This window comes from Candidatus Solirubrobacter pratensis (assembly GCF_000425945.1).
Classification (GTDB): Bacteria; Actinomycetota; Thermoleophilia; order Solirubrobacterales; family Solirubrobacteraceae; genus Solirubrobacter; species Solirubrobacter pratensis.
The window spans coordinates 527,555-546,334 of the sequence record NZ_KE384481.1 but is presented as its reverse complement, the minus strand read 5'-3'; the positions used below and the strand labels follow the sequence as shown (position 1 = coordinate 546,334).

Here is an 18,780-nt window from a genome sequence, read left to right as displayed (position 1 = left end):
CGGGACTCTCTCAAAGTCCCCGCCGACCGGTTCCCGGTGTGTCAGCGGGCGGTCGTATGAGGGTCGTTTTGGTCGCAACGACCTTTTCGGCTACACTCGCAGGACGATGCTTGAGCTCGAGACCGACCTCGTCGACCGCGCGCTCGCCGAGGACGTCGGCGAGGGGGATGCCACGACCGCCGCGACGGTCGACGGCGAGGCCCGCGGCCTCGCCACGATCACCCAGAAGGCCGCCGGCGTGATCTCGGGCCTGGAAGTCGCCGAGGCGGTCTTCCAGCGGCTCGACCCTGAGGTCGCGTTCACGCGCCTCGGCCCTGAGGGCGAATGGCGCGAGGCGGGCGCCGGCGTGCTGCGCGTCGAGGGCTCCGCGCGCGCCCTGCTGACCGGCGAGCGCACCGCGCTGAACTTCCTCGGCCGCCTATCCGGCGTCGCCACGAAGACCGCCCGGATCGTGCGTGCCGTCGGCCCGGGCGGCGCCCGGATCCTCGACACGCGCAAGACGACCCCCGGCATGCGGATGCTCGAGAAGCGCGCCGTCGCCGACGGCGGCGGCGTCAACCACCGGATCGGGCTGTTCGACTTCATCCTCATCAAGGAGAACCACGCCGCGCTGGCCGGCGGGGTCGGGGAGGCGGTGCGCCGCGCGCGCGCCGCCCGGCCGGACCTGCCGCTCGCCGTCGAGGTGCGCGACGCGGCGGAGATCGACGCCGCGCTGGAGGCCGGCGCGCCGCGCCTGCTGCTGGACAACATGAGCCCCGAGCGGGTCCGCGACGCGGTCGCCCAGGTCGCCGGACGGGCCGAGCTGGAGGTGTCCGGCGGCATCGATGATGAGACAGTTTTGGTCTACGCGACCATTCCAGGAGTACACTTCGTGTCGATGGGCGCCCTGACCCATTCGGCCCCCGTCCTCGACCTGTCGCTGATCTTGGAGACGCTCCCGTGACGCTCCTTTCGCTGGAATCCATCCCTGCGCTCCAGGAGGAGGTGCGCGCCCTCGCCGCCGAGCGGGGCGCCGTCATCCTGGCCCACAACTACCAGTTGCCCGAGGTGCAGGACGTGGCCGACTTCGTCGGTGACTCGCTCGGCCTCTCGCAGGAGGCCGCGCGCACCGGCGCGGACGTGATCGCGTTCTGCGGCGTGCACTTCATGGCCGAGACCGCCTCGGTGCTCTCGCCCGAGAAGACCGTGCTGATCCCCGACCTCGACGCGGGCTGCTCGCTCGCCGACTCGATCACCGCCGAGCAGGTGCGCGCCTGGAAGGCGCAGCACCCGGGCGCGCTCGTGGTCATGTACGTCAACACGACCGCCGAGGTGAAGGCGGAGACCGACTACTGCGTCACGTCGTCCAACGCCGTCCAGGTCGTGGAGCACATCTACGCGACCCACGGCGAGGACACCGAGATCCTGTTCGGCCCGGACATGTTCCTCGGCGCCTACGTGGAGAAGACGACGGGGCGCAAGATGCACGTGTGGGACGGCGAGTGCCACGTCCACGCCGGCATCCGCCCGCGCGACATCGCCGACATGCGCGCCGCGCACCCGGGCGCCGACTTCCTGATCCATCCCGAGTGCGGCTGCTCGACGTCGGTGATGGAGTACGTCGCCGCCGGCGACGTCCCCGCCGAGGGCGTCCACATGCTCTCGACCGGCGGGATGATGGGCTGGGCGGCGGCCGCGCCGGCCGGCACGACGGCGATCATGGCGACCGAGACCGGCATGCTGCACCCGTTGCAGATGGCGCGCCCGGACATCGACTTCGTGGCCGCCAACGAGGCGGCCACGTGCCGCTACATGAAGATGATCACGCTGCCGAAGCTGCGCGACGCGCTGCGGGACATGTCCGGCGTCGTCAAGGTGCCGGACGCGATCGCGGAGCGCGCGCGGCTCCCCATCGAGCGGATGGTCGCGATCGGTTAGCCCGCGAGCTCGACGGCGACGATCGCGCCGTCCTCGAGCTCGAGGCTACGGATCACGGCGCCCTTCTCGACGCCGGCGTCGCCGCACGACCCGTCGTCGCCGGCCGCCGAATCGCCGGCGCCGAGGTCGACCTCGGTCGGGTCGTCGTCGGCGGTCGACGCGCCGGCGCCGGTGTCGTCGTCGCCGCTCTCGTCGTCCCCTGCGGAGTCGGTGCCGTCGTCGCCCCAGTAGCCGCCGTCGTCGCCGGAGTCGTCGCCGGAGTCGTCGCCGGCCGAGTCGTCGTCGCCGGCGCCGGCGGGGGAGCAGTCGGCGCCGTCCGCGAGCGGCGCGCTCAGCTTGCCGCCCTTGAACTGGCGGATCGTGACGGTCGTGCCGTCGAACGCGGTCACCACGCCGGCGTGCTCGGCGCCGTCCTTGACCTTGTCGCCGTCGGTGTCGGGATCGGTCGGGTCGTCGCCCACGGTGATCTCGTCCGCGTCGCGGAGGCCGTCGCGGTCGGTGTCGGCCTTGCGCGGGTTCGTGCCGAGCTTGAACTCCTCGAGGTTCTTCAGGCCGTCCTTGTCGGCGTCCTTGACGCGCCATGCGCCTGACAGGTGGTTCTTCTTCGCCCACCTGGCGGCCGTCTTGGCCTTGGGGGCCGGCTTGGCGGAGGCCGCGGCGGTGGGGACGAGCACGGCGGCGACCGCCAGCGCGACGGCGCTGAAGGTCCGGGCGATGATGGGCATGCTGGGCGAGTTCTCCGTAGGGGCTCGGGACAAGGTCGGTCGCACGGGTGATCGACCCGTACGTGCGGCGGCTGGAGCCGCTGGACGGATGTCGTCCGTGCCCGGACGCCCGGGAGCCCGCTACGCGTGCTCTGGCAGCAGCTCGAGCCCGTGCTCGACCGCGTCGCGCACCGACGCCAGCGACTCGCGCTTGCGGTCGAACTCCGCCTGGGTGTACGCGTGGACGTCGGCGGGCGCGCCCATCTCGTAGGCGTCCCACAGCGTCCCGGCGACATAGACGCGCTCGAGCCACGGCACGCCGTCGAAGTACTCCGAGACGAGCACGATCACGTACTCCGGCCCGCGCTCGCGCTGCGGCCCGGCGCCGCGGAGGTCGGCGACGCGGGCGCCGCCGAGCACCGCCCGATCGAGCGGCCACCGGTCCGAGACCCGTCGGACGTAGCGCTCGAGCTCGCGGTGATTGAGCTCAACGTGGGTCACGCGCGGCCCATTGTGGCCCCTCGAGCGGCATGCGGCAAGGTCAGCATGCCGGTTCTAACAGTCCTGGTAGGTGCTGCCCACGGGCGCTAGTTGAAGTCCGCGAGGTCGTGCGGACCCACGCAGGCGACCGACAGGTCCTCCGAGATGCCGCGCGCGATCGCGTCGACCTCCTCGAAGGTCACCTCGTCGAGCGCCGAGATCGCCTTGTCCGGGTCGATGTCCTGCCCGAAGACGACCGTCTGGTTGGCGGCGTGGCGCGCGACGGCGTTGGTGTTCTCGAACGCGAGCACGCGCCGCCCCGCCGCGTAGGCCCGGGCCCGCTCCACCTCTCCGGCGTCGGGTCCGTTGGTCCGCAGGTCGTCGACGATCTCGCGCATCCGCGTGTAGGCCTCGACGCACTTGCCGGACTCCAGGCCCGCGGACAGCTGCAGGATCGGCACGTCGGCGAACGTGTGATCCAGCGCGTAGACCGAGTAGGCGAGCCCGCGCTGCTCGCGGATCTCGTCGAACAGGCGCGACCCCATCGAGCCCCCGAGCAGCGTGGAGTACACGTTCAGCGCCGCTCGCGCGCGCGCGTCGCGCGCGGTGATCCCCGGCCGGTAGGACATCCGCAGGTGCGACTGGTTGGAGTCGCGCCGCTCCACGAGCGTCGTCGGGTCGAACGCCGGCGCCGGCTCGAACGAGCCGTTGCTCGAGATCGACGGGAAGCGCCCGAACAGCTCGGCCAGCTCGCGGTCCTCGGGCAGGTGCTCGAGGTTGCCGACCAGGAAGGCGCCACCGCGCGAGCCCGACCACTGGCGGGTGCGGAACGCCACGATCGCGTCGCGGGTGAAGCTGCGCAGGTGCTCCTCCGGCCCGAGGACCGGGCGGCCGAGCGGGTGCTCGCCGAACGCCGCGCGATCGATCAGGTGCTCGGCGACGACCGACGGCTGGTCGTGCGCGCGCGCGATCTCCTGGATCACGACCCCGCGCTCGCGGTCGAGCTCGGAGGCGTCGATCTTCGGGCGGCCCACGAAGTCGGTAAGGAGGTCGATCGCCTCGGCCGCCACCTCGGCGCGACAGGTGATGTGGAAGGCGACCAGATCGTGCGAGGTGTAGGCGTTGAGCACCGCGCCCATCGTCTCCGCCGTCTGGTTGACCTTGCGGTAGTCGTCGTACTTGACGCCGCCCTTGAACACGAGGTGCTCGAGGAAGTGCGCCATCCCGTTCTCCTCCGGCCGCTCCGTCCGCGCTCCCGCGTCGAAGGCGACGAGGGCGGTCAGCGATCGCGTCGGCAGCTCCACCCGGTGCAGGGGAAGGCCGTTCGGCAGGGAGGATGACTCGATGCGGGCCATGCGGATGAGCGTACTCAAACGTCGTTTGCAGGGAACGTTGCGGGCAAAGCGAACCTTGCCTCGTAGCATCGAGCCCTGGTCATGGCTGCAACCGAACGACATCTGCGCCGGCGCCGCCACCGCGACGACCCGCATCGCCCGGACACGCCCCGGCCGCCCGCGACGGGCGCCGTCGTCTCCTTCAGCAGCGTCGAGAAGCGCTACAACGCGGTCGACGCGGCGCTCGCCGGCATCAGCTTCGACATCTACCCCGGCGAGTTCGTCTTCCTCGTCGGCGCGTCGGGCTCGGGCAAGTCGACGACGATGCGGCTGCTGATCAAGGAGACCGACCCGACCGCGGGGGAGATCCGCGTCGCCGGCCGCGACCTCGCGAAGATCCCGCGGGCCCGCGTGCCGTACTACCGCCGCAACCTCGGCGTGGTCTTCCAGGACTACAAGCTGCTGCCGAACCGCACCGTCTACGAGAACGTCGCCTATGCGCTGCAGGTCACGGGCGGCAGCCGGCGCGAGATCCGCGACAAGGTGCCGGACATCCTGCGCCTGACCGGCCTCTCGACCAAGCTCCACAACCGCCCCGACCAGCTCTCCGGCGGCGAGCAGCAGCGCGTCTCGGTGGCGCGCGCGTTCGTCAACCACCCGCCGCTGCTGATCGCCGACGAGCCGACCGGCAACCTCGATCCCGAGACCTCGATCGGGATCATGCAGCTGCTCTACCGGATCAACCAGACGGGCACGACCGTCCTCGTCGCCACCCATGACGTGGCGATGGTGGACAAGATGCGCCGTCGCGTGATCGAGCTCTCCCAGGGCCGCATCGTGCGCGACGAGCAGGCCGGTGCCTACGCGGCGCGCGAGAACACGCGCGAGTTCGCGATCCGGATGCGGAGCGCCCAGGGATGAGGCCGGTCTTCTTCGTGCGCGAGGCGCTGCGCGCGCTCAAGCGCAACGCCGTGCCGTCGTTCGCCGCGATGGCGACCGTGCTCGTCACCGTGCTCGTGCTCGGCGTCTTCATCCCTGTGGTGCAGGCCACGACGGGCGCGGCCAACGAGGTCCGCGGCAAGGTGATCGCCGACGTCTTCCTCAAGACGGACGCGACGCAGAAGGACATCGACCGCGTCCAGCGCCTGATCCAGCAGCAGCCGACGGTCAAGAGCGTGAAGTTCGTCTCCAAGAAGCAGGCGTACGACGAGGAGAAGAAGCGCAATCCCGAGGCCTACCAGCTGCTCGGCTCGAACCCGCTTCCCGACACCTTCCGCGTCACGCCGGCCAAGCCGGACGACATCGGCAAGCTGCGCGACGCGCTCGCGCCGCAGTCGCCCTCCGGCGGCCGCACCGTCGTCGACCCCGCGATCGACGAGGTGCGCAACCGCGAGGAGGACACGAACAAGATCCTCTCGGTCACGCGCGTCGTGAAGATCACGATGGCGCTGCTCGCCGGACTGCTGGGCATCGCGTCGATCCTGCTGATCGCGAACACGATCCGGCTCTCGCTCTACGCCCGCCGGCGCGAGGTCGAGGTGATGAAGCTGGTCGGCGCGACCGACTGGTTCATCCGCTGGCCGTTCGTATTGGAAGGCGTGATCGTCGGCGCGCTCGGCGGGGTGTTGGCGATCCTGCTGCTCGCCGTCGCGAAGATCGCCGTCGTCGACCCGCTGGCCAAGGACTTCGCGCTGATCGCCTCCCCGGAGACGATCAACTTCCCGGCGCTGATCGCGATCCTGCTGTGCGCGGCGATCTCCGTCTCGGCCGCCGGCTCTGGGCTCTCGCTGCGCCGGTTCCTCCGGGTCTGACGCGGCCCACGAGCACAGTCGGCGCTCGATCGAGACGGGCAACATGATGGTGCAAAGCGGGTACGGCGGGTACCCGGATGATGGACCATGTTCTACTCGGAAGTCCTCCCGAAGGCTCCCGGTTCGGCTGCGGAGGCACGCCGGGTGCTCGACCGGCTGGCCGGCCAGATCGACGCCGACCGGCTCGCGGACGCCCGCCTGCTCGTGTCGGAGCTGATCGCCAACGCCGTCGAGCACGTCGCAGAGGACGGGGAGATCGAGTTGCGCATCGACGTCGACCCGCAGCGGCTGCGCGTGGAGGTGCTGGATCCGGGCCCTGGATTCACGCCCGTGCCGAGGCGCGCGGGCGACCCCAAGGACTCCGGATGGGGCCTGCACTTCATGGCCCAGGTCGCCGACCGCTGGGCGGCGGACATCGAGGGCCAGGCGCGGGTCTGGTTCGAGCTCGGCGCGCGCCGGGGCGGCCGCGGAGCCTGAGGAGCCGCTCTCGCGTGCTTAGGCGCCGCTGAGGCGGCTCGATACCGTGATCGTCCCGAGATGCGCCGCCGTCGCCGGTACCCGGCCTCCCTCCTCGCCGTCCTGATCCCGCTGGCGCTCGTCCTGGGCATCTGGCTCGGCGGGCACCCCGACAGGCTTCCGGGGTTCGCCCGCGACACGCTGGTCGCCGATTCCGACGGGCGCCTCTACCAGGAGGCGATCGACACGATCGAGCGCGACTACTACCGCCCGGTGAACCGCAAGGACCTGCTCAACAAGTCGATCGGCGCCGCCGTGGAGTCGCTCCACGACCAGTTCTCCAACTACTTCTCGCCCACCGCCTACACCGGCTTCCAGGAGTCGACCGAGGGCGAGTTCGAGGGCGTGGGCATGACCGTGACGGCGGTCAAGCAGGGGCTGCGCATCAACCAGGTCTACGACAACTCGCCGGCCAAGGACGGCGGCCTGCGCGCCGGCGACGTGATCGTCAAGGTCGACGGCCGCGCGCTGGCGGGCAAGACGTCCGACCAGGCGACCGCGCTGATCAAGGGCCGGGCGGGAACCTCGGTGACGCTGACGATCGACAGCGGCAAGGGCACGCGCGACGTGCGCCTCAAGCGCGCGAAGGTCGACGTGCCGGTGGTGGAGAGCAAGCTCGAGACGAAGGGCTCGCACAAGATCGCGTGGGTGCATCTCGCGAGCTTCACGTCCGGCGCGCACGGCGAGGTCGGCGGGGCGGTGCGCAAGGAGCTCGGCGACGGCGCCCAGGGCGTCGTGCTCGACCTGCGCGACAACGGCGGCGGCCTATTGAACGAGGCGGTGCAGATCGCCTCGATCTTCGTCCCCGACGGCCGCGTCGTCTCGACCAAGGGCCGCAACCGGCCCGAGCACGTCTACAACGCGACCGGCGGCGCGATCTCGGGCAAGGTCCCGGTCGTCGTCCTGGTCAACCAGAACTCGGCGTCGGCGTCGGAGATCGTCACCGGCGCGCTGCAGGACCGCCACCGCGCGACCGTGGTCGGCACGCGCACGTACGGCAAGGGCGTCTTCCAGGAGATCGAGCGGCTGTCCAACGGCGGCGCGCTCGACATCACGGTCGGCGAGTACTTCACGCCCAGCGGGCGCAACCTCGGCGGTGGCGGCGTGCGCAAGGGCGCCGGCATCACTCCCGACGTGCAGGCGCAGGACGACCCCCACACCAAGCCGGACGAGGCGCTCGACAAGGCGCTGGAGACGGTCGCGGGGAAGCTGTGAGGCAGCGCGCGCGGACCGCCGAGCGGTCGCGGCCCCCCGAGCGCCTCAGCGGTCCGATCGTCGCGGTGCTCGAGAAGCACGGGCGCTTCCTCGCGGCGACGCCGTTCTTCACGCGCTCGCACCGGATCGCGATCGACAAGCCGCGCAACGTCCACGCCGGCGACCTGGTGCTGGTGCAGCCGGTGGGCGCGCGCGGCGGGCATGGGAAGGTCGTGCGGCGGATCGGCCGGCCCGACGTCGCGCGCGACGTGCTCGAGGCGCTGATGATCGACCGCGGGCTGCGGCGCCGCTTCGACCCGCTGGTCGAGCGCGAGGCGCGGATCGCGGCCGAGGAGACCTGCGCCGACGAGTCGCGCACCGACCTGCGCGAGCTGCCGACGTTCACGATCGACCCGCCGGGAGCGAAGGACTTCGACGACGCGATCTCGGCCGAGGCGCTCGACGACGGCGGGATCCGCGTCTGGGTGCACATCGCCGACGTGGCCGCGCACGTGAGGCCCGGCAGCGCGGTCGATCGCGAGGCGTTCCGGCGCGCGACCTCGGTCTACGTCCCGGGACTGGTCGAGCCGATGCTGCCGGAGGCGCTGTCCAACCGCGCGTGCTCGCTGGTCCCGCATCAGGACCGGCTCGCCGTCACGGTCGAGCTCGAGTTCGACGGCGCGCGCGTCCGCCGCACGGCCTTCCACCGCAGCGTGATCCGCTCCGACGCGCGGCTCGACTACCCCGCCGTCGACCGCGTGTTCGCGGGGATCGACCGCGCCGAGGCGCCGTGGGGGGAGCCGCTCGCGGCCGCGCGCAAGGTGTCGGCGGCGCTGCAGGCCGCGCGCGAGGCGCGCGGGGCGCTCGCCGTCGAGTCGGTCGAGCCGGAGTTCGCGTTCAGCCGCGAGGGCCACGTGACCGGGCTCGACCCGACCGAGCAGACCGAGTCGCACCGGCTGATCGAGCACCTGATGATCGCCGCCAACGAGGCCGTCGCACGGCTGCTCGAGTCGCGCAAGCTGCCCGCGCTGTACCGCGTGCACGAGCGGCCGGACCCGCCCCGCATCGAGCGCCTGGTCGAGCAGCTCGAGTCGCTCGGCGTCCCGACGCCCGCGCTCTCGCGCCACATGACTCCGCAGCAGGCGGGCGACGTCGCCGCCGAGGTCTCGCGCCTCGTGGACGCGGAGGTACGCCGCCGCGGGCACGGCCGGATCGGCTTCACCTCGCTCGTCCTGCGCTCGCTCAAGCAGGCGCGCTACACGCCTCGCAACCTCGGCCACTACGGCCTGCGCTCGTCGCAGTACTGCCACTTCACGTCGCCGATCCGGCGCTACCCGGATCTGATCTGCCACCGCTCGCTGCTGAGCGCGATCGGCGCCGGCGAGCCGGTCGTGCGCGCGTCGGAGCTGGAGAAGGCGGGCGAGTGGTGCTCGCTGCGCGAGCGCGACGCGATGCAGATCGAGCGAGCCGCCGACGACGTGGCGCGCGCGTTCCTGCTCGAGCAGGCGCTCTTCGCGCGCGGGTGGCAGACCGAGTTCGAGGGCGAGGTGACGGGCGTGATCGGCGCCGGCGCCTTCGTCGCGTTCGAGGGCTATGAGGGCATGCTGCCGGTCCGGCGGCTGCGCGGCGGCTGGTGGGAGCTCAACGAGCAGGAGACCGCGCTCGTCGCCTCCGAGTCCGGGCGCGCGCTGCGGATCGGCGATCCGGTGCTCGTCCAGGTCGAGAAGGTCGACGCGCCGCGAGGCCGGACCGACCTCGTGCCGGTAGAACTCCGGTCGTGATCGATGCGTTGATCGAGCGCGAGCTCGAGCGCTTCCGGACCGGGCATCCCCGGTCGGCGGAGCTGCACGAGCGTGCGCGCGGGTCGCTGTTCGGCGGCGTCCCGATGCCCTGGATGATGCTGTGGGCGGGCGGCTATCCGGTTGCCGTCGCGGAGGCGAGCGGGAGCCGGATCGTCGACGTCGACGGCCACGAGTACATCGACCTGTGCCTGGGCGACACCGGCGCGATGGCGGGCCACGCGCCGCCTCCGGTGCTGGAGGCGCTGCAGGCGAAGACCGGCATCACGACGATGCTGCCCACCGAGGACGCGGCGTGGGTGGGGGAGGAGCTCACGCGCCGCTTCGGGCTGGAGCGCTGGCTGTTCACGCTCACCGCCACCGACGCGAACCGCACCGCGTTGCGGATCGCACGGCTGCTGACCGGCCGGCCGAAGGTGCTGGTCTACTCCTACTGCTACCACGGCTCGGTCGACGAGGCGTTCGCGGTCGACGCGGGCGGCCGGACCGTCTCGCGCGCGGGCAACGTCGGGCCGCCGGTCGACGTCGCGCAGACGACGCGGGCGATCGAGTTCAACGACCTCGACGCGCTCGAGGCCGCGCTCGCCCACGAGGACGTCGCATGCGTCCTGGCCGAGCCGGCGATGACCAACATGGGCATCGTGCTCCCGGAGGCGCCGTACCACGACGCGCTGCGCGCGCTCACCCGCGCGCACGGGACGCTGCTGATCATCGACGAGACGCACACGTTCTCCGCCGGACCCGGCGGCTGCACGCAGGCGTGGGGACTGGAGCCGGACCTGCTGACGATCGGCAAGGCGATCGGCGGCGGCGTGCCGACCGGCGCGCTCGGGCTCTCCTGGAAGGTCGCGCAGGGCATGCTCGACGCCGCCGAGGCCGACTACGAGGACACCGGCGGCGTCGGCGGCACGCTGGCCGGCAACGCGCTCTCGCTCGCCGCCATGCGCGCGACGCTCGGGAGCGTGCTGACCGACGGCGCGTGGGAGCACACGATCCCGCTCGCCGAGCGCTTCGCGGCCGGCGTGCGCGAGGCGATGGGCGACAGGCCGTGGAACGTGACGCGGCTCGGCTGTCGCGCGGAGTACCGCTTCGAGCCGTCGCCGGCGCGCAACGGGACGCAGGCGCACGCGGCATCGGATCCGAAGCTGGAGCGCTTCCTGCACCTGCACGCGCTGAACCGGGGCGTCCTGCTGACCCCGTTCCACAACATGGCGCTGATGGCGCCGACGACGACGGCCGCGGACGTGGACCGCCACACCGAGGTCTTCGCCGAGGCGGTCGCCGAGCTTCGCTAACGTCGAGCGCCGATGGCCGACATCGCGACCAACCGCCAGGCGAACTACCGCTACCAGCTGCTGGACAGGTGGGAGGCCGGCCTCGTGCTCACGGGCACCGAGGTCAAGTCGCTGCGCGGCGGCAAGGCGCAGCTCAAGGACGGCTACGCGTCGATCCAGAACGGCGAGGTGTGGCTGCACAACGTGCACATCCCGCCGTACGGTCCGGCGACGCGCGACAACCACGAGCCCGAGCGCCCGCGCAAGCTGCTCATGCACCGGCGCGAGATCGAGCGGCTGATCGGCAAGACCAAGGAGAAGGGGCTCACCCTCGTCCCCACGCGGCTCTACTTCAAGGGCCCGCGCGCGAAGGTCGAGATCGCCTTGGCGCGAGGCAAGGACGTCGGCGACAAGCGCCAGGCGATCAAGGAGCGCGAGCTCAAGCGCGAGATGGAGCGCAGCTTCAGGCGCTAGTGAACCCGAGGTCGATCGGGCCCTGGGGAATGATCCGCTTGGGGTTCAGCTCGTCGTGGGTCGTGTAGTAGTGGCGCTTGATCTCGTCGAGCGCGAACGTCGCCGCGACGCCGGGCTGCTCGAAGAGGTCCTTCGTGTAGCGCAGCAGGTGCGGGTACTCGATCATCCGCGCGCCGTTGCAGCGGAAGTGCGTGTGGTAGACGGCGTCGAAGCGCAGCAACGTGGGAAGCAGGCGCCAGTCGGCCTCGGTGATCGCGTCGCCGGTCAGGTAGCGCCGGCCGGCGAGCAGGTCGTCCAGCCGCGGGAGCGCCGCGAAGACGCCGCGGTAGGCCTCGTCGTAGGCCTCCTGGGAGCGGGCGAAGCCGGCGCGGTAGACGCCGTTCTGGAGCTCGGCGTAGACCCAGCCGTTGAGCTCGTCGATCTCCTCGCGAAGCTCGGGCGGGTAGAGGTCGCCGCCGGCCCAGGCGTCGAGGATGCGGACGATGTCGGCGGACTCGTTGGAGACGATCTCGCCGCGCTCCTTGTCCCACAGGACCGGCACGGAGACGCGGCCGTCGTAGCCGGGATCGGTCCGGTCGTACGCCTCGCTGAGGAAGGCGAAGCCGTTGACGTCGTCGGTGAAGCGCCCACCGCTGAAGGCCCAGCCGCGCTCGTCGCGGTAGGGGTCGGCGTAGGAGACGCCGAGCCGGTCGTCGAGCCCGAGGACGGTCCGCACGATCGCGGTGCGCTGCGACCACGGGCACGCGAGCGCGATGTAGAGGTGGTGCTGCTCCGGTGGCCCGTCAGGGAAGCCGCGGAAGCGGCTCTCCTGCCGGACGAAGGCTCCGCTCGTCATGTCTTCAGCGTAAGCAGCCCCGTCGCCCGCGCGGCTCGGCGATCTCTTGGAGACCGCCGAGCCGTCGCTTGTGACGAGCGCCTGCTTCTAGCTGCTGGTCTCGAGGGGGACGAAGACCACGAGGCGGCGGAACGGGGGCTTGGGCGGAGGGGTCGGGGTGGGCTCGGTGGGCATCTGGCCTCCTGTCATCTAGTTCGATGAACATCGTACCAGTTCCTTCGATAAAGATCGAACTTATACGCCCGCCTGCTCGAGCAGCTTGAGCCAGATCTCGCTGCGCGTGGGGAAGCTCGGGACGGCGTGGCGCAGGCGCTCGAGCGGGACCTCGCCGACGATCGCGATCGTCGCCGCGTGCAGGAAGTCGGCGACCTCCGCGCCCGTGATCGTGCAGCCGACGACGAGGCGGCGCTCGCGGTCGACGAGGAAGCGGGCGGTGCCGGGGGCGCCGCGGCCGTAGTACGAGCCGCCGGCGTTCCCGGAGGTCTCGGTGTCGTAGACGTCGAGCTCCAGCCCGGCCCGGGCCGCCGTGTCGGTCGTGTGGCCGACCGCGGCGACCTGCGGGTCGGTGAAGATCACGCGCGGGGAGAGCGGGCCGTCGGCGCCGTGCGAGATCGCGTGGTCGTGGCCGAGGATGCTGTCGGCCGCCAGCCGGCCCTGGTACTTGCCCATGTGGGTGAACAGCGCGCGGCCGTTGATGTCGCCGATCGCGTACAGCCACGGGTGCTTCGGGACGCGGCAGAGCGAGTCGACCGCGACCGTCCCGCCGGGCTCGAGGCCGACGCTCTCGAGCCCGAGCGTCTCGGTCGACGGGCGGCGGCCGAGCGCGACGAGCAGGAGCTCGGACTCGGCGGTGGTGCCGTCGGAGGTCGTGACGGTCACCGTGCCGTCGCTCTGGCTGACCTTCGTGGCCTTCTGACCGGTGCGGATCTCAACGCCGTAGGAGGCGAGCGCGTCGGTCACCTGTGCACACGCGAACTCCTCCTCGCGCGGGAGCAGCCGGCGCTCCCCCTCGATCAGCGTGACCTGGCTGCCGAGCGTCTGGAACGCCTGCGCCATCTCGACGCCGACGACGCCGCCGCCGAGGATGAGCAGGCGCTCGGGGATCTCCTTCGCCGTCGTCGCCTCGCGGTTGGTCCACGCGCCCTCGACGCCGTCGAGGCCCTCGATCGGCGGGAACATCGGCACCGAGCCGCCCGCGAGGATCACCGCGCGGCGCGCCTCGAGCTCCTCGCCGCCGACGGTCACCCGGCGCCCGCCCGTCAGTGCGCCGTGGCCGCGGAACAGCGCGACCCCGCGGTCCTCGAGCCACGGCAGCTGCGTCGCGTCGTCGAGGTCGTGGATGATCTCGTCGCGGCGCGCGAGCACCGCGGGAGCGTCGAGGGAACCCCTCACCGCCTGGGCGGCGCCGGGGATCCGCTTGACCTCCGCGAGCGCCTCATATGGCCGCAACAGGGCCTTCGAGGGCATGCATGCCCAGTACGAGCACTCGCCGCCGACGAGCCGGTCCTCGACGATCGCCACCTCCAGTCCGCCGTCCGCCAGCCGTCCGGCCGCCACCTCGCCGGCAGGCCCGGCACCGATCACCACGACATCGAAGCTCCTCATGCCCATTGACCCTACGGGTCGATAGAATGGGAGGACAAACACCCCGGGGACGACAGGCTTCGACGTGGTCGGTTCGTGGGGGTGGTTGCGAGTCGAGGTACCGGAGGCCTCGTAAAACCCCGGTAACAACAAATGCGAAGAACACTGTCGCGGCTCGCGAGAGCCACGATTTCGCGCTCGCTCTCTAGCCGAAACTAGAGTTGAGCCTTGGCCCCCGGAGCCTGCGCCGGGATCAGGCCGAGTCAGATAGCAGGCTCACCCGCGGAACGCCGGCCTGAGCCGACCAAGGGGACATTTCGATCAGGCTGGCCCCTCACGACCCCGCCGGTGATGGCGAGTGAGGGGCGAGATCTAGAGCACCGGCTACGCTCGTAGATACCACCTTTTGCGCGATTGCGGACGCGGGTTCAATTCCCGCCGTCTCCACTCGGGACAGATTTCCGTAAGGATTGAAACTGCTGATTTGCAGGGACGATCCTTACGGAGTTTGTCGTTAAGGGCCGGGCTCTGCGCACCGATCTGGCCGTTGGGGAGCGGCTGCGGTCCTGTGCGGGGGTGTTGTGAGCTCTGCGGATGCCCTCGGTGGGCTTTGAGGAGCGGTTGACGGGCGCGGCTCGTCGTGTTCGGGGTGTTAACGACGAAAGCCGCCCAGGGCCAGTTGGCCCGGCGGGGCGGCTTGCGGTCAGATGGGGTGGTGGGTTAGAAGGGCCGGTCGTCGTCCGCCGCTCTGGACGGCGGCGGCCGGGTGTCGGCGGGCGGGCCGGTGTCCTGTTGGAGGCGCTTGTCCCAGCCGGGATCGCGGCTACGGACAGCGCGGCCGGAGTGCGTGGGCTTGAGCGGGTCGCGTGCGCGCGTGCGCCGCTTGGCCTTGTCGGCTCGGTGGCGTTCCTCGGCGGAGGGGCCGCGCTCAGCCTTGACCTCACTCGCTGCCTTGGCCCGCGGGAGCTTCGGCTCGGGCGGTGCCGGGACCGGCTCGGGCGGCGTGCTGGGGAGCGGTGTGAGCGTGCGGCGGTGCGCGCCGCCGCGGCTGCTGGGGATCTCGGTCAGCAGCGGGGGTTTGACGCCGGCGGGGTGGACATGGGTGAGCGGCCCGAGGCCGAGGTCGCGGGCGCGCGGACCGTACGGCTGGTGCAGCCGCAGCGCTCGGCGGCGTTCGGTGAGGCGTTCGACGTGGTCGACGTCCTTGCGGTCGCGGCAGGTGTCCTGTAGCGCGGGCGCGAGCACGCGGCTGGTGGCGCCGTCGAGCCAGCCGTTGCGCCAGCAGATCTTCAGCCAGGTCGAGAACGTGCTCGCGTGCGCGCGCATCTGCTGCCACTCGCGGCCTTTGCGTTTGGGGCGCGTGGCGTAGTGCTTGCCGCCTGAGCCGTTGCGCTGGCGGGCGAGCCGGTGCGCGCGCTCGTAGCGGCCGTGGGAGGGCTCCAGCGCTTTGTAGAGCTCCTCGGTGCGCCACAGCATCAGCACCTGGCGTGGGTCGTGGGCGACTCCGAGCTGCTGGCGTCCCTTGCACTCGGCGAAGGGCTGGGCGATGCACTCGAACATGATCCGGGCGTGCGGGCTCGTGGTGGCCGAGACGAACCTGGTCTCGCCGCCGCAGTTCTCGCAGCGCGCGACCCAGTCGCGGTCGGTGCGCAAGCGGTCCCCGGGCGTGGGCTGGGCGCTGGTGCCGCGCTCGGGCATGATGCAGAACACGCCGTCGTCGGCCAGGAGCTGGTAGGTGCGGTTGATCGCCGGGCCCTTGTCGCCGACCACTGACCGTGGCGCGGGGTGCGCGATCCCGTCGGGGAGGCCGGCGAGGATGCGCTTCAGTCGTGCGTAGGCCTCTGGGAGGATGTCGTACTCCTGCACCGAGGCGGACTCAACGACCGTTACGAGCGGCTCGCCGGAGAAGTGGTCGACGAGCTTGAAGTCGATGAACCCACCCACGACTTGATGCCGTTGCGTCCGCCGACCTGGGTGCGCACGCCGGCGGTCGGGTCCGTGATCCGAAACCAATGCCCGGCCACGCGCACCCGCTTGCCGATCAGGTTGCCGTCGTCGTGCTCCTCGACCAGCTCGTCGGCGTCGCCGATCAGCGCCGCGTGTTCGTCCTCGGGCAGCCACTCGGCGGCCTTGGCCCGCTGCCCCCTGGCCCCCTGGCGTCGGCGATCGAGAGCGGCTGCGGACGGCCCTGCCCGGACTTCGTGCGACCCGCGGTCCCGTCGGGGCGGGTGCTGCGCTCGCCCCAGCCCGGGCAGTGCTCGCCCGGGCCGCAGTCGTGGATCACGCGGGCGTGGCTTTCGGACTCGGTGCCGTCGACGTGCACGTCGAAGTCGACCAGCCCGCCGGTGGCGATCATCGCCGTGCGGATCGGCAGGGCGGAGGCCTCAAAGAACGCCTCGCCGGCGCCGTTGGCCTCCAGCTCGTCAAAGCGCTTCCACGTCAGGTCGTAGCTGGGCTTGCCGACAAAGCCGGCGGCGTGCCACACGTCGATGCCGCTGTCAGCCCACCAGCGCTTGATGTCAGGGGTGGAGGAGTTCGCGAACGCCAGGAAGGCCAGCGCCCACTTGCCGGGATGGCGCTTGCGGATGCTCTCGCGGTCGTAGCTGGTGTTCGCGATGAGTTGGTCGGCCATGCCCGTGTCGAGCGCCAAGCGCACGACACCGTGCTGGTTGAGCTCGTCGTCGTGCTCGGAGAACGCCGCTGTGCCGACGCGGTAGACCGGCATCTGCCGGCGGCGGTCAAGCAGCCCGTCGCCGCGGCGGCGAATCCGGGCGGGTTCGACATGATCGGGAAGCGGGCGGGGGCTCACGGTGCCGCCAAGATGCGGTTCCGGGAACGCCGCAACGCTCCCGTAACGAGCAGATCAGCGTGATCACCGATCAGCTTTGCGTGATCGGCGCGGGAGGCGCGTGCCGCAGTGTCAGGAGGTGAGGCCACTACCTATGGGGCGTGGACGCGGCGTTGCTGGGGGTGAGAACGCTGCACGGCCGCTGAGCCTGGCGCGTGCGTGACCATCTGATCCGGGTCGGCGCGTAGCGTCGACGCCATGGGAAGATCCAGCGACTGCGAACGGCTTGTGCGCTGCGCCGCGGCCTCGCGGCGGGCGATCAGCGGCCTGGAGGACTGGGAGCGAGCCCAGCACCGGCGGCTGGAGATCGTCTACCAGCAGGCCCGCGGCGGGTTGGGGTCGACCGTGCCCAAGCGCGTCGCCGCGCGCGTGCTGGCCGTCAGCGTCAGCACGCTCGACCGCTGGGCCGCGCGCGGCATGCTCGACACCGGCGGCGCCCGTCACGGCGACCGTCAGGAGATCGGCACCGACATGGTCATCGCGCTGGCGTGCGAGCTCGACCTGCCCGAGCGCTCAGCCGGCCGGGAGTTCCAGAACGCGCTCGGGCGCGTCTGGCAACAGCGCCTGCGCGAACACGACGACCAGCGCGCGTGGGCAGCGGCTTGACCGTGTTGATGTCAGCGCGCGCCGAAGTCCGGGGGCGTGTTCGCGCCCGGGCGCGGCCACCACTGCCGCCATTCGGGCTCGATCACGTCTGCGAGCTGGGCGTCCAGCGCGATCGCGATCTTCTGCAGGTAGCGCAACGGCGGGTTGTCGATCTCGCCGCGTTCCAACCGCCGCAACGTCGCCACCGACACCCCGACCGTCTCGGCCAGCTCGTCCTGGCGCAACCCCGCCCGCCGGCGCAGGCCGGCGATCCGCGACGAGCTGCGCACCGGCAACGACACCCCGCCAAGCTACCTGCTGCCGGCCGCCGCCGCGGGCTAGCTTGACGGTGATGGCCGCGGCGTTCCGCACCCGCTACAGCGACGACGCGCTGATCGACGCCGTCCGTGACGTCAGCGCGCACGTCGCGCCCGGCCAGCCGACCCAGGTCGCGCCCGCAGCCTTCGACGCCGCCCGCGTGCACGCCGGCCATCCCCACGCGCCGGCCGCCAAGCAGATCACCCGACGGCTCGGTAGCGGCTGGTACGAGCTGCTCGCGATCGCGCACGCCGGCGGGGGCGCGAGCGCCGCGCATCGGCTCGGACTCGCCCGCCGCGACCCGCCACGCGAACTCGGCATTGACGAGGTCGTCGTCGCGCTGCGCCTGATTGCCGCCCGCGCCGGCCTGGCAGGGCTGTGGCCCGCGCGCTACGCGGCCGAGCGTGACGCGCTCATCGCCCACCAGCGCCGCGCCCACCGCCACAGCCCGCCATCGATGCAAGCGCTGCCGACCGTCGCGCAGATCGAGATCCAGTTCGGCTGGGACGCCGCTTGCCGCGCCGCCGGGCTGGCCGAACCCGACACGAGCGCCGGCAGGATCCGCGGCCTCACCCAGCTCGAAGTCACCGACCGCTTCATCGATGACCTCGGCTGCCTGCCCTGGAGCATCGCCGCGATCGAGAACTACGCCCGCGCTCGCGACATCCCCACCGTCAACCTCAAGGCCGTCGCCCCCTACGCCGCCGAGGTCACGGTGCTCCGGGCCGCCGCGGGAAAATGGACACCAGCACGGCCACCCGCCCACGTCGAACGCCCCGATGAGACCGCGGTTCACGACGCCCACGCGTCGCCGCCTCCGGCTGCGGCCACACTTCGTCGAATGCGCTCGTGGGAGGATCTCGACGACATCATCGCCGGCGTCGCTGACGCCTACCGCCAGGCCGGCGCCCGCTCGCTCACCCAGCGCCTGCACCGCGAGCTCGCCGCGGCCTCCCGCGGCGCGATCCCAAGCCCGTCAGTCGTCGATCGCGCCGCCAAGCGCCACGGCACCACCGCCTCGGGGATCCGCCGCACCGCCCGCAACCAAGTCCGAAGCTAGCCAGACGAGCGGATCAGCGGTGCCCAACGCAGCCCCGCAACCGAGCG

Annotated in this window: 19 protein-coding genes and 1 other RNA gene; 12 read left to right on the top strand and 8 right to left on the bottom strand. The window is 71.7% G+C overall.

All coding sequences use genetic code 11. The features are described from left to right. Nucleotides 1–106 precede the first annotated feature (106 nt). Both nadC and nadA read left to right on the top strand, forming a co-directional pair. Nucleotides 107–943: a carboxylating nicotinate-nucleotide diphosphorylase gene (gene nadC, locus H958_RS0132205; RefSeq protein WP_028061664.1), complete on the top strand. Its 837-nt coding sequence runs from the start codon at nucleotides 107–109 to the stop codon at nucleotides 941–943. Then, nucleotides 940–1,917, top strand: a complete 978-nt coding sequence (nadA, locus tag H958_RS0132200; protein WP_028061663.1) for a quinolinate synthase NadA — start codon at nucleotides 940–942, stop codon at nucleotides 1,915–1,917. The genes nadC and nadA overlap by 4 nt, the downstream gene beginning before the upstream one ends. Here the strand turns inward: nadA and H958_RS0132195 are convergent. The 3 genes from H958_RS0132195 to H958_RS0132185 all read right to left on the bottom strand — a co-directional run bounded on the left by H958_RS0132195 (nucleotide 1,914) and on the right by H958_RS0132185 (nucleotide 4,456). Next, entirely contained in the window at nucleotides 1,914–2,642 is a 729-nt protein-coding gene (locus H958_RS0132195; RefSeq protein WP_028061662.1) for a hypothetical protein, read from the bottom strand. The genes nadA and H958_RS0132195 overlap by 4 nt on opposite strands. A 120-nt stretch (nucleotides 2,643–2,762) precedes the next feature. Continuing rightward, nucleotides 2,763–3,122 (bottom strand): hypothetical protein, encoded by a 360-nt coding sequence (locus tag H958_RS0132190; RefSeq protein WP_028061661.1) that lies wholly within the window; start codon nucleotides 3,120–3,122, stop codon nucleotides 2,763–2,765. 86 nt (nucleotides 3,123–3,208) lie between these two features. Further along, nucleotides 3,209–4,456, bottom strand: a complete 1,248-nt coding sequence (locus H958_RS0132185) for a M16 family metallopeptidase (RefSeq protein WP_028061660.1) — start codon at nucleotides 4,454–4,456, stop codon at nucleotides 3,209–3,211. 81 nt (nucleotides 4,457–4,537) lie between these two features. Here H958_RS0132185 and ftsE point away from each other — a divergent pair, with 81 nt between their 5' ends. From ftsE to smpB, 7 genes are all read left to right on the top strand, one after another. After that, complete coding sequence (ftsE, locus tag H958_RS41995; protein ID WP_081686503.1) at nucleotides 4,538–5,356, top strand: cell division ATP-binding protein FtsE; 819 nt, start codon at nucleotides 4,538–4,540, stop codon at nucleotides 5,354–5,356. Beyond that, on the top strand, nucleotides 5,353–6,246 hold the full coding sequence (ftsX, locus tag H958_RS0132175) for a permease-like cell division protein FtsX (RefSeq protein WP_028061659.1): 894 nt from the start codon (nucleotides 5,353–5,355) through the stop codon (nucleotides 6,244–6,246). The genes ftsE and ftsX overlap by 4 nt, the downstream gene beginning before the upstream one ends. 87 nt (nucleotides 6,247–6,333) lie before the next feature. Then, the gene (locus H958_RS44530; protein ID WP_081686502.1) at nucleotides 6,334–6,723 is read left to right on the top strand and encodes an ATP-binding protein; all 390 of its coding nucleotides are present in this window, start codon (nucleotides 6,334–6,336) and stop codon (nucleotides 6,721–6,723) included. Nucleotides 6,724–6,783: 60 nt separating this feature from the next. Next, on the top strand, nucleotides 6,784–7,977 hold the full coding sequence (locus H958_RS0132165; RefSeq protein WP_028061658.1) for a S41 family peptidase: 1,194 nt from the start codon (nucleotides 6,784–6,786) through the stop codon (nucleotides 7,975–7,977). Between the two features lie 65 nt (nucleotides 7,978–8,042). After that, complete coding sequence (locus H958_RS41985) at nucleotides 8,043–9,737, top strand: ribonuclease R family protein (protein ID WP_037412560.1); 1,695 nt, start codon at nucleotides 8,043–8,045, stop codon at nucleotides 9,735–9,737. Continuing rightward, nucleotides 9,734–11,050, top strand: a complete 1,317-nt coding sequence (locus H958_RS0132155; protein ID WP_028061657.1) for a transaminase — start codon at nucleotides 9,734–9,736, stop codon at nucleotides 11,048–11,050. The genes H958_RS41985 and H958_RS0132155 overlap by 4 nt, the downstream gene beginning before the upstream one ends. Nucleotides 11,051–11,062: 12 nt before the next feature. Continuing rightward, nucleotides 11,063–11,503, top strand: coding sequence for an SsrA-binding protein SmpB (gene smpB, locus H958_RS0132150; RefSeq protein ID WP_028061656.1), 441 nt, complete (start codon nucleotides 11,063–11,065; stop codon nucleotides 11,501–11,503). On the opposite strand, the gene H958_RS41980 is transcribed toward smpB, so the two are convergent. Continuing rightward, the gene (locus tag H958_RS41980; RefSeq protein WP_037412222.1) at nucleotides 11,493–12,338 is read right to left on the bottom strand and encodes a glutathione S-transferase family protein; all 846 of its coding nucleotides are present in this window, start codon (nucleotides 12,336–12,338) and stop codon (nucleotides 11,493–11,495) included. The genes smpB and H958_RS41980 overlap by 11 nt on opposite strands. A 234-nt stretch (nucleotides 12,339–12,572) precedes the next feature. Continuing rightward, nucleotides 12,573–13,943, bottom strand: coding sequence for a dihydrolipoyl dehydrogenase family protein (locus H958_RS0132140; protein ID WP_028061655.1), 1,371 nt, complete (start codon nucleotides 13,941–13,943; stop codon nucleotides 12,573–12,575). Between the two features lie 45 nt (nucleotides 13,944–13,988). Between H958_RS0132140 and ssrA the strand changes: the two genes are divergently transcribed. Next, nucleotides 13,989–14,372, top strand: a transfer-messenger RNA (tmRNA) gene (gene ssrA / locus H958_RS45695). A 270-nt stretch (nucleotides 14,373–14,642) separates the two neighbouring features. Here ssrA and H958_RS0132135 read toward each other — a convergent pair. Further along, nucleotides 14,643–15,866 carry a hypothetical protein gene (locus H958_RS0132135; RefSeq protein WP_028061654.1) on the bottom strand — a complete coding sequence of 408 codons (1,224 nt, stop codon included), beginning with the start codon at nucleotides 15,864–15,866 and terminating at the stop codon, nucleotides 14,643–14,645. A gap of 145 nt (nucleotides 15,867–16,011) precedes the next feature. Then, complete coding sequence (locus H958_RS0132130) at nucleotides 16,012–16,731, bottom strand: hypothetical protein (protein WP_196807670.1); 720 nt, start codon at nucleotides 16,729–16,731, stop codon at nucleotides 16,012–16,014. Nucleotides 16,732–16,968: 237 nt separating this feature from the next. On the opposite strand from H958_RS0132130, the gene H958_RS0132125 reads away from it, so the two are divergent. Continuing rightward, a complete protein-coding gene (locus H958_RS0132125) occupies nucleotides 16,969–17,376 on the top strand; it encodes a hypothetical protein (protein WP_156028451.1) in 408 nt (135 codons plus the stop codon). A gap of 11 nt (nucleotides 17,377–17,387) precedes the next feature. Here the strand turns inward: H958_RS0132125 and H958_RS45690 are convergent, their stop codons facing one another. Next, entirely contained in the window at nucleotides 17,388–17,657 is a 270-nt protein-coding gene (locus H958_RS45690; protein ID WP_081686499.1) for a helix-turn-helix domain-containing protein, read from the bottom strand. A gap of 50 nt (nucleotides 17,658–17,707) precedes the next feature. Here H958_RS45690 and H958_RS0132110 point away from each other — a divergent pair, with 50 nt between their 5' ends. Continuing rightward, the gene (locus H958_RS0132110; protein ID WP_028061651.1) at nucleotides 17,708–18,733 is read left to right on the top strand and encodes a hypothetical protein; all 1,026 of its coding nucleotides are present in this window, start codon (nucleotides 17,708–17,710) and stop codon (nucleotides 18,731–18,733) included. The last annotated feature ends 47 nt before the right edge of the window (nucleotides 18,734–18,780 follow it).

What these genes read in the sequence shown, in the direction of transcription:
- nadC (WP_028061664.1), top strand. Translation starts at nt 107, where the DNA reads ATGCTTGAGCTCGAGACCGACCTCGTCGACCGCGCGCTCGCCGAGGAC.
- H958_RS0132195 (WP_028061662.1), bottom strand. Translation starts at nt 2,642, where the DNA reads ATGCCCATCATCGCCCGGACCTTCAGCGCCGTCGCGCTGGCGGTCGCC.
- H958_RS0132185 (WP_028061660.1), bottom strand. Translation starts at nt 4,456, where the DNA reads ATGGCCCGCATCGAGTCATCCTCCCTGCCGAACGGCCTTCCCCTGCAC.
- ftsE (WP_081686503.1), top strand. Translation starts at nt 4,538, where the DNA reads ATGGCTGCAACCGAACGACATCTGCGCCGGCGCCGCCACCGCGACGAC.
- ftsX (WP_028061659.1), top strand. Translation starts at nt 5,353, where the DNA reads ATGAGGCCGGTCTTCTTCGTGCGCGAGGCGCTGCGCGCGCTCAAGCGC.
- H958_RS44530 (WP_081686502.1), top strand. Translation starts at nt 6,334, where the DNA reads ATGTTCTACTCGGAAGTCCTCCCGAAGGCTCCCGGTTCGGCTGCGGAG.
- H958_RS0132165 (WP_028061658.1), top strand. Translation starts at nt 6,784, where the DNA reads ATGCGCCGCCGTCGCCGGTACCCGGCCTCCCTCCTCGCCGTCCTGATC.
- smpB (WP_028061656.1), top strand. Translation starts at nt 11,063, where the DNA reads ATGGCCGACATCGCGACCAACCGCCAGGCGAACTACCGCTACCAGCTG.
- H958_RS41980 (WP_037412222.1), bottom strand. Translation starts at nt 12,338, where the DNA reads ATGACGAGCGGAGCCTTCGTCCGGCAGGAGAGCCGCTTCCGCGGCTTC.
- H958_RS0132140 (WP_028061655.1), bottom strand. Translation starts at nt 13,943, where the DNA reads ATGAGGAGCTTCGATGTCGTGGTGATCGGTGCCGGGCCTGCCGGCGAG.
- H958_RS0132125 (WP_156028451.1), top strand. Translation starts at nt 16,969, where the DNA reads ATGGGAAGATCCAGCGACTGCGAACGGCTTGTGCGCTGCGCCGCGGCC.
- H958_RS0132110 (WP_028061651.1), top strand. Translation starts at nt 17,708, where the DNA reads ATGGCCGCGGCGTTCCGCACCCGCTACAGCGACGACGCGCTGATCGAC.